Origin of the sequence: Oceanihabitans sp. IOP_32 (genome assembly GCF_009498295.1) — a bacterium.
Classification (GTDB): Bacteria; Bacteroidota; Bacteroidia; order Flavobacteriales; family Flavobacteriaceae; genus Wocania; species Wocania indica.
The window spans coordinates 621,449-634,653 of the sequence record NZ_CP040813.1; the positions used below are offsets into that span (position 1 = coordinate 621,449).

The 13,205-nt window shown below is 33.9% G+C and carries 13 protein-coding genes; 7 read left to right on the forward strand and 6 right to left on the reverse strand.

All coding sequences use genetic code 11. The features are described from left to right. Positions 1 to 19 precede the first annotated feature (19 nt). From mtaB to FEZ18_RS02575, 4 genes are all read right to left on the reverse strand, one after another. Positions 20 to 1,330 carry a tRNA (N(6)-L-threonylcarbamoyladenosine(37)-C(2))-methylthiotransferase MtaB gene (mtaB, locus tag FEZ18_RS02560; protein WP_194269508.1) on the reverse strand — a complete coding sequence of 437 codons (1,311 nt, stop codon included), beginning with the start codon at positions 1,328 to 1,330 and terminating at the stop codon, positions 20 to 22. Between the two features lie 277 nt (positions 1,331 to 1,607). Continuing rightward, positions 1,608 to 2,333: a lysoplasmalogenase gene (locus FEZ18_RS02565; RefSeq protein ID WP_153266873.1), complete on the reverse strand. Its 726-nt coding sequence runs from the start codon at positions 2,331 to 2,333 to the stop codon at positions 1,608 to 1,610. A gap of 114 nt (positions 2,334 to 2,447) precedes the next feature. Further along, positions 2,448 to 3,638 (reverse strand): GlmU family protein, encoded by a 1,191-nt coding sequence (locus FEZ18_RS02570; RefSeq protein WP_153266874.1) that lies wholly within the window; start codon positions 3,636 to 3,638, stop codon positions 2,448 to 2,450. Positions 3,639 to 3,875: 237 nt separating this feature from the next. Continuing rightward, entirely contained in the window at positions 3,876 to 4,127 is a 252-nt protein-coding gene (locus FEZ18_RS02575) for a type B 50S ribosomal protein L31 (protein ID WP_153266875.1), read from the reverse strand. 156 nt (positions 4,128 to 4,283) lie between these two features. On the opposite strand from FEZ18_RS02575, the gene FEZ18_RS02580 reads away from it, so the two are divergent. The 7 genes from FEZ18_RS02580 (at position 4,284) to FEZ18_RS02610 (ending at position 11,387) form a co-directional block, all read left to right on the forward strand. Next, a complete protein-coding gene (locus tag FEZ18_RS02580; RefSeq protein ID WP_153266876.1) occupies positions 4,284 to 4,814 on the forward strand; it encodes a DUF4199 domain-containing protein in 531 nt (176 codons plus the stop codon). Positions 4,815 to 4,850: 36 nt separating this feature from the next. Next, the gene (locus FEZ18_RS02585) at positions 4,851 to 5,801 is read left to right on the forward strand and encodes a glycosyltransferase family 2 protein (RefSeq protein WP_153266877.1); all 951 of its coding nucleotides are present in this window, start codon (positions 4,851 to 4,853) and stop codon (positions 5,799 to 5,801) included. 84 nt (positions 5,802 to 5,885) lie between these two features. Next, on the forward strand, positions 5,886 to 7,616 hold the full coding sequence (locus FEZ18_RS02590) for a phospho-sugar mutase (RefSeq protein ID WP_194269509.1): 1,731 nt from the start codon (positions 5,886 to 5,888) through the stop codon (positions 7,614 to 7,616). Continuing rightward, positions 7,616 to 9,442 (forward strand): ABC transporter ATP-binding protein, encoded by a 1,827-nt coding sequence (locus FEZ18_RS02595; RefSeq protein ID WP_153266878.1) that lies wholly within the window; start codon positions 7,616 to 7,618, stop codon positions 9,440 to 9,442. Before FEZ18_RS02590 ends, FEZ18_RS02595 begins: the two co-directional genes overlap by 1 nt. A gap of 381 nt (positions 9,443 to 9,823) precedes the next feature. Continuing rightward, positions 9,824 to 10,366 (forward strand): RNA polymerase sigma factor, encoded by a 543-nt coding sequence (locus FEZ18_RS02600; RefSeq protein ID WP_153266879.1) that lies wholly within the window; start codon positions 9,824 to 9,826, stop codon positions 10,364 to 10,366. A 46-nt stretch (positions 10,367 to 10,412) separates the two neighbouring features. After that, entirely contained in the window at positions 10,413 to 10,922 is a 510-nt protein-coding gene (locus FEZ18_RS02605) for a hypothetical protein (protein ID WP_153266880.1), read from the forward strand. A gap of 15 nt (positions 10,923 to 10,937) precedes the next feature. Continuing rightward, entirely contained in the window at positions 10,938 to 11,387 is a 450-nt protein-coding gene (locus FEZ18_RS02610) for a sensor of ECF-type sigma factor (protein WP_153266881.1), read from the forward strand. Between the two features lie 43 nt (positions 11,388 to 11,430). Here FEZ18_RS02610 and FEZ18_RS02615 read toward each other — a convergent pair whose 3' ends face one another. Both FEZ18_RS02615 and FEZ18_RS02620 read right to left on the reverse strand, forming a co-directional pair. Then, positions 11,431 to 12,480 (reverse strand): WD40/YVTN/BNR-like repeat-containing protein, encoded by a 1,050-nt coding sequence (locus FEZ18_RS02615; RefSeq protein WP_153266882.1) that lies wholly within the window; start codon positions 12,478 to 12,480, stop codon positions 11,431 to 11,433. Positions 12,481 to 12,688: 208 nt separating this feature from the next. Further along, positions 12,689 to 13,195, reverse strand: a complete 507-nt coding sequence (locus FEZ18_RS02620) for a GNAT family N-acetyltransferase (RefSeq protein ID WP_153266883.1) — start codon at positions 13,193 to 13,195, stop codon at positions 12,689 to 12,691. Positions 13,196 to 13,205 lie beyond the last annotated feature (10 nt).

The window sequence follows — 13,205 nt, forward strand, 5'->3', positions numbered from 1 at the left end:
TCCATTTATTTGGGTTTTATTACAAAAAGTCAAGTCTTACCGCACCATCTTCATCAATTTTAGTAAGCTTAACATCATGCAAGGTATTTACCAAATCGGGATTCCAAGGTGTTTTTACTTTGACGTAATTTTCGGTAAAGCCATAAATATAGCCTTCTTTATTTTCGCTCTCAAACAATACATTTCGGTGCGTTCCTAACTGATTTTCGTAAAAAGCACGTCGTTTTTTAACAGATAAGCCACGTAGCATTTTACTGCGCTTGCTTCTAACATTATTAGGCACAACGCCATCCATGGTAATGGCCTGAGTATTATCACGCTCAGAATAGGTAAAAACGTGTAAATAAGAAATATCTAAATTGGCTAAGAAATTATAGGTTTCCAGAAACAACTCGTCGGTTTCACCAGGAAAACCAACAATTACATCGACACCAATACAGGCATGTGGCATTACCTCCCTAATTCTAGACACCCTATCTGCGTATAGTTCTCGCATATAGCGGCGTTTCATTTTTTTTAGAATTGCATTACTTCCTGATTGTAAGGGGATGTGAAAATGTGGTACAAAAGCTCTAGACCTTGAAACCAAATCTATGGTTTCGTTTTTTAGAAGATTGGGCTCTATTGAGGAGATTCGCAGGCGCTCTATTCCCTGGACTTTATCTAATTCGGTAACCAAATCTAAAAACGTATGCTCGTGTTTTTTATTTCCAAACTCACCTTTTCCATAATCACCAATATTAACACCTGTTAAAACGATTTCCTTGATATTTTGTTTAGAAATATCTTGGGCATCCTTTAAAACATTCTCTAAAGCATTACTTCGGGAAATACCTCGTGCCAAAGGAATGGTGCAAAATGTACATTTATAATCGCAACCATCTTGTACTTTTAAAAAAGCACGAGTGCGATCGCCTAACGAATAACTTCCTACATAAAAATCGGCCTCTTCAATTTCGCAAGAATGCACTTCACCAAAATCATTTTTAGACAAATCGTTTAAATAATCGGTAATCTTAAATTTTTCGGTTGCCCCAAGCACCAAATCAACACCATTAACATCGGCTAATTCTTCCGGTTTAAGCTGTGCATAACACCCCACCGCAGCAACAAAAGCATCAGGATTAATTTTTTGTGCTTGCTTAACTATGGTTTTAAAACGCTTATCTGCATTATCTGTAACCGTACAGGTATTAATAACGTATATGTCTGCTTTTTCAGAAAAATCTACTCGATCGAAACCTTCTTTATTAAAGCTTCTTGCAATGGTTGATGTCTCAGAAAAGTTAAGCTTACAACCTAAAGTATAAAATGCTACTTTTTTATTCATTTTTATAGATGTACCTGTGCTTGAATCAGGTATTTATTATTTTGAAAATTATATATTCAATACGAATTAAAATCGTTATTTTAAAACGAATATTCAAACAAGTGAAGCTGCAAAACTACAATTAATAACTAATATTGAAAAAAAGAGTAGCCATTAATCATGATATTTAAAACGACTAAGTACACGACTGCCTAAAAATTATGTGTTAGCGTATTAATTTAGACTTTAAAACTACCCTAAAAAGACTTCTTAAAAAGCTTATAAAAAGATGGAAACACTAAATATCTGTATCGTCTGAAAACAGCTCTGCTTCCTTCTGTTCGCCCTCTTTCTCATTAATTATTCCAAATACTAAAAAATAAACAGACATCCCATAAAGCAGCATGATTATCACATCTTCAAATGGTAAAGGAAATTTAAATGTTTTTATAGCCATAATACTTTCACTTATGGTGAATAATAAAACTCCAATAAAAACAGAGTTAAAACTAGTAGTATTATAAACCCCTTTTCTTAAAAAAGCAAATTGCAACATTAAGAGGGTTAGAAAAAACGCAATTAATGCGGGAATCATAAAGGCGTGAACATCTACAAATAAAAAGGCAACGATAAGGATAATGTAAACAAATATGGCAAGCGTAAAGGGTATTAATTTCGAGATTTCAAAATCTTTTTTATGGGAAAATTTAGCGCAAAAAAACAATTTACCAATCGAAAAAAACAATATACTAATTAGAAAAAAATTGACGTTTTCGTGAATTATAATAGTGATATCCCCAATTAAAAAAGATAATAAAGCTAAATACACCCAACCATGTCTTTTCTTGTTATGCCCAACTTTGCTATAAAAAAAGTAGACCATTAACAAAATCATTAACCAAGGTTTAGACATAAACCGATACGGAAACTCAGGTAGGCCAACCTTAACTATTATATCAATTAACAGTACAGAAAAATATAAGAATGCAAAGTTTTTGTGGTTAGTAAAAAGTGGTTTTATCATGGTTTAACTTAGACTAGGACTTTACAAAAGTAACTAAATTTTTATTTACAAAACCATATAACTTTCATGTTTGCAACATTTTAGGGCGTATCTTGATTTAAAAAACCATCAACCTTATGATTTATGCTCTTCATTTTTCCGGTATTTTTTTGTTAGCTCAAAAACATGCTCAAAAATAGCTCTATCGTGTTTTGTAAATTCTATTTTTTTTCTTTCCATAACAGCCTTAGTTACCTCGAAAACCTTATCGATTCGATAAGTTGCAAGACCAGCACTGCCCCCCCAACTAAAACTAGGAATAAATTTTGCAGGAAAACCAGCTCCAAAAACATTAGCACTCACACCAACAACGGTTCCCGTATTAAACATGGTATTTATACCGCTTTTGCTGTGATCGCCCATCATAAGTCCACAAAACTGCAATCCTGTTTTAACAAAATTTTCGGTTTCATAATTCCACATACTCACTTCGGCATAGTTGTTTTTAAGATTAGAACTGTTGGTATCTGCACCTAAGTTACACCATTCTCCCAAAACTGAATTTCCCAAATAGCCTTCGTGACCTTTATTTGAATTTTGAAAAATAACTGAATTTTTAATTTCACCGCCTACTCTACTACATGGCCCTATGGTCGTTGGGCCATAAATTTTAGCTCCCATTTTTATCGCCGCTCTTTCCCCTAAAGCTAACGGTCCTCGAACAAGTACACCTTCCATAATCGTAGCGTCTTTACCTATATAAATGGGCCCTAGGCTTGCATTAAGTGTAGCAAACTCTAAAGTAGCGCCTTGCTCTACAAAAATGTTTTCTGGAGCAATAACATTATTACTGGCAGGAATTGGTTGAGATTGCCTTCCCTTAGTAATTAAATTAAAATCTTCTTGAATAGCTTCACCGTTTTTAGAGAAAATATCCCAATTATGCTCAATTTTTATAACATCGTCATGAAACTCAATGGCTTCATAATTGTCTAAATCAACATCGGTTTGAGAAGCTTTAGTATAAAATGCAATTACATCTTCGCCGTCAAAAATGGCTTGATTTTCTTTTAAATCAGCAACAAGATCTACTAAAAGTTTATTTGGTAAATAGGAGGCGTTTATTAATATATTTTCATCCATTTCGACCATTGGAAACTTATCAGACAAATAATCTTCAGTAACCGTCGTCATGGTAGAGCCTAAAAACAATTCCCATTTTTCTCTTATCGTTAAAATGCCAATTCTAATGTCGGCAACGGGTCTTGTAAATGTAAAGGGCAACAAATTATTGCGGGCAGGCCCATCAAATAAAATATAATTCATGTTTTATTAATTGGTGTGTTTATGCATAGGACAAGGCCTACGAATAATATTTTAACGCAACAAACCCTACAAGCTAGGATAATTTGCTTTTTTCACATCAAATATAAACATTACAATAAATATTCCTATTCTTTTTTAAAAGGTAAACTATATAGCTCTGGCTTACTAATCTATATATAAGCACAAAAAAAGCCTTTCAGTAAACTTGAAAGGCTTTGTAAATCTATCGGACTAAGCTTATTTTTTAAACTTAGCATATTTTGTTTTAAACTTATCAATACGACCAGCAGTATCTATTAATTTAGATTTACCAGTATAAAATGGATGTGAAGTTCTTGAAATCTCCATTTTTACAAGCGGATATTCAACACCATCCACCTCTATTGTTTCGTTAGTGTTTGCAGTAGATTTAGTTAAAAACACATCGTCGTTAGACATATCTTTAAACGCTACTAATCTATAATTCTCTGGGTGTATACCTTTTCTCATCGCTAAACGCTTTTTATGCTTTATAATTTCAAGCTGCAAATTTAAGCTTTTTTTATAACTTTGCAATACTTTTTAATAAATTTTATAAACTTATAAATGATAAGCTTTTTCTATCTTTGAAAAATAAGCGTATAAATTACACTAAATTCTATACTTATGGAAAAAGCCTTAAAAACAATCGCCACAAATTACGGTTTGTACCTAGGAGCCCTACTAGCACTATTAACCGTGTTGGCTTATGCTCTAGATTTAACGCTCATGACGAATATGTGGTTTGGAATATTTATTCTTGTGGTTGTAATTACCTTAGGTATTATATCGGTTGTTAAAACCAAACAGGCCTTACTTGGTTTTGCAACTTTTAAGCAAGCTTTTGCGTCTTACTTCTTAACCGTATTAATTGGATTAGTAATAAGTAATTTTGTATCTTATCTCTTATTTAATTTTATCGATCCAGAAGCAGCCGACACTTTAAAACAATTAACAATAGAGAAAACCATTGCCATGCTTGAGGGCTTTAATACACCAAATGAAATTATAGCAGAATCGGTGGATCAAATGGAATCTCAGAATCAATATTCCTTGGTAAACATTATAAAAAGTCTTGCCGGTTCTCTTGTTCTCTTTACTTTAATTGGATTAGTAGTAGCAGCCTTTATGAAAAAAAATAATCCAGCAGCTCAATAATTTGAGTATTTTTGAAGCGAAATTTTAAACGTATAAATGAATATATCTGTAGTTATACCGCTACTTAACGAACAAGACTCACTTATAGAACTTAACGATTGGATTCGAAAAGTTATGAGGTCTCACAATTTTTCTTACGAAGTAATATTTATCGATGATGGTAGCACAGATGATTCTTGGAAAATAATTAGCAAACTTTCTACCAACGATAAGGACGTTAAAGGTATTAGATTTGTAAAAAACTTTGGCAAGTCTCAGGCATTACACGCTGGTTTTAACAAAGCCGAAGGCGCTGTTGTTATTACCATGGATGCCGATTTACAAGACAATCCTGACGAAATACCAGAGCTTTACAACATGATTGTAAATGAGGGATTCGACTTAGTTTCTGGTTGGAAAAAAAAGCGATACGATGCCGTGTTATCAAAAAATTTACCCTCAAAATTATTCAATTGGGCCGCAAGAAAAACCTCTGGTGTTAAATTAAATGATTTTAACTGCGGACTTAAAGCCTACAAACTCGAGGTGGTAAAAAACATTGATGTAAATGGTGAGATGCACCGCTATATTCCCGTGTTATCTAAAAACGCAGGATTTACCAATATTGGCGAAAAAGTAGTACAGCACCAAGCGAGAAAATATGGGCAAACTAAATTTGGAATGAATCGGTTTGTACATGGTTTTTTAGACCTTATCACCATTTGGTTTATATCGCGCTTTGGTAAACGCCCCATGCACTTATTTGGCGCTTTAGGTTTTATCATGTTTGCCATTGGCTTTGGGTTTTCGGGATATTTAGGGGTCGATAAACTTTTTTTTAATCCTGACGGAAGACTTATAAGCCAGCGTCCAGAGTTTTTTATCGCATTAGCAACCATGATTATAGGTACGCAGTTTTTTGTTGCTGGTTTTTTAGGTGAAATTATTTTACGTACCAAATCAAATAAAAAACGTTATCTCATTAAAGATGAATTGAATTTTAAATAAAACCGACCGTCTTAAACCAAAAAGCAACCTATTAACTCGTGAAATGCTTATTTTTGCGACGACATAATTAACGAACTTACATTAATGATACACATTAAACCTGAAATCTTAAAGAGAATAAACACGTGGTTAACCCCAACTTTCGATGAACAAACGCAACAAACTATAAAAGATAGTATTGCCAATAATCCCCAAGACATTCAAGAAAGTTTTTATAAAGATTTAGAATTCGGTACTGGTGGCATGCGCGGTATAATGGGTGTTGGCACCAATAGAATTAACAAATATACCCTTGGTAAAAACACACAGGGACTAAGTAATTATTTACATCAATCGTTTCCAAACAAAACCCCAAGAGCCGTCATTGCTTTCGATTGCAGACACAACAGCAAATCCTTAGCCCAAGTGGTAGCCGATGTGTTCTCTGCGAATGGTGTTGAAGTGTATTTGTTTGAAGATTTAAGACCTACCCCGCAATTATCTTTTGCTTTAAAACACCTAAACTGTCATTGCGGTATTGTTTTAACAGCATCACACAACCCGCCAGAATACAATGGCTATAAGGTGTATTGGCAAGATGGCGGACAATTAGTACCACCACATGATGATGCAATAATCAATGAAATAAACCAAATAGATTATGCCGATATAAAATTTGAAGCCAAATCCGAATTAATTCATTCTATAGGTCGAGATATCGATGAGGTCTTTATTAACGCCGCTGTAAAAAACGGAAGCTTTAATACCCCTCAAGTCGCAAAAGACGATTTAACTATCGTTTTCACGTCCCTCCACGGTACATCCATTGTTTCTGTGCCTGAAACTTTAAAACGCGCAGGTTATAAAAACGTTCATATTGTAAAAGAACAAGAAGTACCAGATGGTAATTTTCCAACAGTAGTGTCGCCAAACCCTGAAGAACCTGAAGCCTTAAAAATGGCTTTAGAATTGGCCGAAAAAGTAAATGCTGATATTGTTATTGGTACCGATCCAGATTGCGACAGGTTGGGCGTTGCAGTGCGTAATACAGAAAATAAATTACAGATACTTAACGGCAACCAAAGCATGGTTGTTATGACAGATTTTCTTCTAAAACAATGGAAAAAGGCCGACAAAATCAAGGGTAAAGAATTTGTAGCATCCACTGTAGTTTCTACCCCTATGTTTAGCACCATTGCAGCAGCCTATCAGGTAGAAAGTAAAATTGTACTTACGGGTTTTAAATGGATTGCCAAATTGATTCACGATCTTAAACACCTTGATTTTATTGGTGGTGGCGAAGAAAGTTTTGGTTTTATGGTTGGCGATTTTGTGCGTGATAAAGACGCCGTAACAGCCACGCTTTTAGCCTGCGAAATTGCGGCTCAAGCTAAAGCGAATGGCAGCTCGATGTACGAAGAATTAATTGATTTATACATAAACCACGGTTTTTATAAAGAACATCTTATCGCTTTAACCAAAAAAGGTATTGAAGGTGCTCAAGAAATAAAACAGGTTATGATTGATGCCCGTGAAACACCACCAAAAACGATAAACGGCTCCAAAGTAATTAAAATTGAAGATTACCAATCGTCAATTGCTAAAAATATCTTAACTGGCGAGGAAGTTGCAATAACAATCCCAAAATCTAATGTGCTTATTTATTACACAGAAGATGGCACCAAAGTCGCATTAAGACCAAGTGGCACCGAGCCCAAAATAAAATTCTATATCAGCGTAAATACGACTTTAAATTCGACAGCCGAATATAAAGCCACAGAAGCTCAGTTAGATGCTAAAATAGACGCGATAATAAAAGACATGAAACTAAACTAATGAATCATTTTTATAATATTTTAAAATACGCTAAACCTTATAAAGTTTACGCACTGGGACACATTATTTCTAATGTGTTTTTTGCTTTATTTGGAGCCTTATCTTTTGTAGCCCTAATCCCTATGCTAGATATACTTTTTGAAAAGAAAGATAACCTTATACCTGTAACCAAACCTGTATACGAGGGGATTTCGAGTTTAAAAGATTTTTATAAAGATTACTTAGCCTATCAAGTAAATTTATATGCAGAAAACGATCCGCAAAAAGCGTTATTACTAGTTGTAGGATTAATAATAACTTTATTTCTTCTAAAAAATATTTCTGGCTATTTCGCTAATTACTTCATGGTCTTTTTAAGAAATGGTGTGGTGCGAGATCTTAGAAATAAGATTTATAAAAAAATTCTTGACCTACCACTTTCATATTTTTCCGAACAAAAAAAAGGCGATATTATGGCGCGAGTTTCGAATGATGTATCGACGCTACAATATTCTATGCTACCCGTTTTAGAACTTATTGCCAGAGAGCCTTTAATGATTATATTCACCCTAATCATGATGCTTATTATAAGTGCAAAACTTACATTTTTTGTGTTTATTTTTATTCCACTATCTGGAATTATAATTTCTAGAATTGGTAAAAGTTTAAAACGGAAATCCGATCGTGTACAAAAAGAACAAGGTGTAATTTTATCTACTTTAGAAGAAACCCTAACAGGATTGCGTATTATAAAAGGATTTAATGCTGAAAAAAAATTTAACGACAGGTTTCAAGAATCTACCAATCGCTTTTATAACTTTTCGAACAAATTATTAAATCGTCAAAATTTAGCCTCTCCCACAAGTGAAGTGTTGGGCATCTTAGTAATTTCGGTGCTATTGTGGTACGGCGGTCAGCTAGTTCTTGTTGATAACTCTCTCGATGGCAGTTCTTTTATAGCTTACATGGGTTTAGCCTATAATATCATGGTACCGGCTAAAGCGATTTCAAGAGGCTTATATAACATTAAACAAGGTAATGCTGCCGCAGAACGCATTCAAGAAATTATAGACACCCCAAACCCATTAAAAGATAAAGAAAATGCCATAGTAAAAACCAGTTTTGATTCTGAAATTAAGTTTGACAACATCTCATTCAAATATCAAGACGAGTACGTCCTAAAAAACTTTTCTCTAACTGTACCTAAAGGAAAAACAGTAGCTCTAGTAGGACAATCTGGGAGTGGAAAATCGACTATTGCCAATCTCATCACCCGATTTTACGATGTAAACAAAGGGCAAATTTTAATTGATGGTTTAGATATTCGCAACTTGACAACAAGCTCTCTGCGCGAACAATTAGGTATTGTAACACAAGACGCCATATTATTTAACGACAGTATAAAAAACAACATTAAACTTGGGGGTGAAAATGCCACTGAAAACGAGATAATTGAAGCTTTAAAAATTGCCAATGCCTGGGAGTTTGTTAAAGATTTGCCAGACGGCATTCATACCAATATTGGAGACTCTGGAAACAAGCTATCTGGCGGTCAAAAACAACGTTTAAGCATTGCTCGCGCCGTATTAAAAAGCCCACCTATTATGGTGCTAGACGAAGCCACATCGGCACTCGATACAGAAAGCGAACGCCTCGTGCAAATGGCACTGGAAAACATGATGAGAAATAAAACATCAATTGTGATTGCCCATAGGCTGTCTACCATTCAAAGCGCAGACCAAATAGTGGTTTTAAACAAAGGCGAAATTGTTGAGCAAGGACAACATAGCGAACTTATAATAAAAAATGGAACCTACAAGAAATTAGTAGACATGCAGACCTTATAATTTGGTATGTCGTTCTAAAAATTTTAAAAGGATAGTGGTGCAAACTTCTATCCTTTTTTTCTGTGTACACTTACATCTTAAACAAAAACATACACGAATACCGATTTAATTTTGTAATGTCGTATGGTTAATTTGAATTGTTTTTTGATCAGTTGAATTAGAACATCAAAGCATAGCCAGAGTTATGGTTTATGGTATACCGAAATATACGCGAAAAAGAACTGCGAAGCACATCATGAACACCTATTTATAAAATAGAAAGATGTGAGTAAACGAATTATAGGCGACATGATATTTTTATTTTAGTAGAAAACACCAAAAAACAGATTTATAATTAAACTTTAATATAAGATAAGAGTCTAACACCTAAATGGAGATCTTTTGATTGACGAGATAGCGCTATTACAACAATTACAATCTGAATCTTATAAAGAAGAAGCTTTTAAAACCCTGCTTACTTTATATAAGGAGCGCTTATATTGGCATATTCGAAACATAGTGAAATCTCATGACGATGCCGACGACGTCCTACAAAACACCTTTATAAAAGTATATAAAAACATAAACAGCTTTAAAGGCGAAAGTAAATTATTTTCTTGGATGTATCGCATCGCCACTAACGAAGCCATTACTTTTTTAAATAAAAAAGCAAAACAATTACAAATAACAAGTGAAGAAGTACAGCAAATCGCGATAAACAATCTCATTTCAGATGTTTATTTTGAAGGAGACGCCATTCAATTGAAACTACAAAAAGCCATTGCCACCCTACCAGAAAAACAACAGTTGGTATTTAATATGAAGTATTTTGAAGCCATTAAATACAAAGATATGGCAGATATTCTTGAAACTAGTGAGGGCGCTTTAAAAGCCTCTTATCATATTGCCGTGAAAAAAATAAAAGATTATTTAAGCCATGAGTGAAAAGTGAAAATTAAACCTTTTATATTTAAGCGAGTCTAATACGGAGATGAAAAACAATAGTTTACATAATAAAAATAATTCGGGGTTTAAGACGCCAAATTCATACTTTGAATCTTTTGATGAAACCTTTTTTACTAAATTGAAACATGAAGAGAAATTAAGCGATCTTAAATCTGCCGGATTTAAAACGCCAAAGGCTTACTTTAATACCGTCGACGATAACATTTTAAATCGTATTAATAGCGAAAAAGGCACTAAAGTAATTTCTTTATTTTCATGGAAAAACATCGCTTTAGCATCGTCTGTGGCAGCTAGTCTTGTTCTTATGTTTCATGTATTTTTTAACTCTGATCAAACATTAACTCTAGACAGTTTAGAAACAGCCGCTATCGAAAACTATTTAGTCGAAGTAGATTTTACAAGTATCGATTTTGCCGCTTTATTAACTGAAGATGACATAACTGCTGATGCACTTATAAACCATGATTTTTCAGAAGATATCATAGAAGATTATCTTATCGATAATACAGACCTTGAAGATTTATTAACAGAATAAACAGATTACAGCATCATGAAAAAAATTATTATAGCTATTCTTTTCTTAAGTGCAACCCTTACGGTGTTCGCTCAAGGCCATGAAAAAAAAGACCAGATAAAAGCACTTAAAATAGCATATATTACAGATAGATTAGACTTAACAACAAGCGAAGCACAGAAGTTTTGGCCCATATACAACACCTATAACGAAACTATAAGAACCCTAAGACATGAGGTTATTAGGAACATTCGTAGAGATGTTAAACAGAATTACAATACACTTACAACCGAAAAAGCTACAGAACTTTTAAAGCAACTAACTGAAGCAGAAACCAGCATACACAACGAAACCATATCATTAACAGAACAGCTTAAAACAGTTATTTCCTCTAAAAAAATACTCTTATTAAAAATTGCCGAAGACGAGTTTAATCGAAAACTCTTAGGGCATATGAGAAAAAGATACAAGGGAAACAAGAATTAAATGTCGTATTGTTAATTTGCTATTAGCTGCCACCATACTCGAGTTACTCGCTAAAGGTTAGTTTAGAGATTCTGCCAGAACCAGCAGCATAAGCCACGCTATCGTTTACAAACCGAATGGTATAAAAACCTTCAGGGCTTAAATTTTTCCAAGTACTACCAGAATCGCTACTGTAATCAATCCCTTTAAACCCAATAGCAACCAATTCCTTTCCTTTCCTATTTGGAATGTATTGCACACAACTTCTGTAATTTGGATTTTTATCTGGTGCAACTAATTCCCATGTTTTACCTCCATCACTAGTTCTTATTTTATTGGCGGTATTATTATCGGGTTGGGTGTAATCGCCACCAATTCCAAAACCATTAAGTGCATCGTAAAAATCGATAGAATACAGGCCTGTAGTTGCAAGACCTTGTACAATTGGGGTGCTATAAACTTCCCAAGTTTTGCCTTTATCTGGCGAGTATAACACTCTGCTTGCCTTTCCTCCTGTTGCTACCCAAGTATGATTACCAACAATAGCAATATTAGTATTGCTGGCGGCAAAAGCAGCTTCGCCATCTAAAATTTTCGGCAAATTCTCGCAAGACAATTTCGACCATGATTTACCGCCATTTCTGGTAATAATAATGCTCATGCAATCATTGGTGGGATCGCCAATAGCAATGCCCTCATTGTTATTCCAAAACCGCATAGCGTTATAAAAAGCTTTCGGGTGATGGTCTTGATAAACCAATTCCATATTCCCCGTATCTCCCGTTTTATATAACAAGGCTGGCGACCCCACGCTTAACATAAAAAAATCTTGAGCCGTTTGAGCAACGGCTCTAAATTCTAAATTAAGGGAATCAAAGACCTGCTTTGATTTTAATAAACTATGTGTTTTAACATTGTATAATCCGTAGGTGTTATTATTCCCAGCAAAAGCCAAATTGCCATCATTAAGTAATTGAATTGCTCGTATACTTAATAAGGAATCCTGCATAACGGTTTCAATTTTAACAGAATTTATATCTCTAGGCACAAACTCTTTTTCATCTTGACATGAAAACAATACCAATAACACCAGTACAAATACGCTATGCTTCATTTTAATAATTTTCTATAAAAATAACAAAGCTATCTTCACAAACATAGCAGAATTAGAGATTTCATCTTATATTCCTGTAAACCTTACATCCAATTATCTTTTCATCTATAAAGCGAATCAAATAGTTTTAACAGATTCCATGACTAAAACTATAATTTGGTTTAAACACCAAAATACTCATAAATTACAACCCTGTTGGGCTTGAGTGTTATAAGGATTTTCTAAATATTAATCTATTTCCTCTTTCACTCAATTCAAATTCACTCACATATTCCATCTTTAATTTTTCTAGTACTTTTCTTGACCTTATATTTTCAGGACTAACTGTTGCTATTAATTCTGTCAAATTCATTTCGTTTTTTGCATAGTCCAACCAGAATTGGCCAATTTCTGTGGCTAGACCTTTGCCCCAATTATTATCATCAAGTATAAATCCAAACTCATAATTATCCCGATTTAAATAATTGCATTTTAGTAAGCCTGTAATTCCGATAAGGCGATCTTCTGAGCCAGAAGTTAGGCACCAGAATCCCACTTGATCAGTTTCAGACTTAATGAAATCTTCTTTCAGTATTTTTTTGAATTCGTTCTTGGTGAAAACTCTTCCTTTTAAAGCTGTTTTCATCACCAAATGGTTTTTACAGAATAGTTTTTCTAAATCTTTTTCATATTTAGAATTTAATGGTTTAAATTTTAATCTATCTGTTTCCAACATCAATTATATT

Bases quoted from the DNA above. Each gene is read 5' to 3' on its own strand.
- FEZ18_RS02620 (WP_153266883.1), bottom strand. From the start codon at position 13,195: ATGTTGGAAACAGATAGATTAAAATTTAAACCATTAAATTCTAAATAT.
- mtaB (WP_194269508.1), bottom strand. From the start codon at position 1,330: ATGAATAAAAAAGTAGCATTTTATACTTTAGGTTGTAAGCTTAACTTT.
- FEZ18_RS02580 (WP_153266876.1), top strand. From the start codon at position 4,284: ATGGAAAAAGCCTTAAAAACAATCGCCACAAATTACGGTTTGTACCTA.
- FEZ18_RS02585 (WP_153266877.1), top strand. From the start codon at position 4,851: ATGAATATATCTGTAGTTATACCGCTACTTAACGAACAAGACTCACTT.
- FEZ18_RS02575 (WP_153266875.1), bottom strand. From the start codon at position 4,127: ATGAGAAAAGGTATACACCCAGAGAATTATAGATTAGTAGCGTTTAAA.
- FEZ18_RS02570 (WP_153266874.1), bottom strand. From the start codon at position 3,638: ATGAATTATATTTTATTTGATGGGCCTGCCCGCAATAATTTGTTGCCC.
- FEZ18_RS02615 (WP_153266882.1), bottom strand. From the start codon at position 12,480: ATGAAGCATAGCGTATTTGTACTGGTGTTATTGGTATTGTTTTCATGT.
- FEZ18_RS02595 (WP_153266878.1), top strand. From the start codon at position 7,616: ATGAATCATTTTTATAATATTTTAAAATACGCTAAACCTTATAAAGTT.
- FEZ18_RS02610 (WP_153266881.1), top strand. From the start codon at position 10,938: ATGAAAAAAATTATTATAGCTATTCTTTTCTTAAGTGCAACCCTTACG.
- FEZ18_RS02590 (WP_194269509.1), top strand. From the start codon at position 5,886: ATGATACACATTAAACCTGAAATCTTAAAGAGAATAAACACGTGGTTA.
- FEZ18_RS02565 (WP_153266873.1), bottom strand. From the start codon at position 2,333: ATGATAAAACCACTTTTTACTAACCACAAAAACTTTGCATTCTTATAT.
- FEZ18_RS02605 (WP_153266880.1), top strand. From the start codon at position 10,413: ATGAAAAACAATAGTTTACATAATAAAAATAATTCGGGGTTTAAGACG.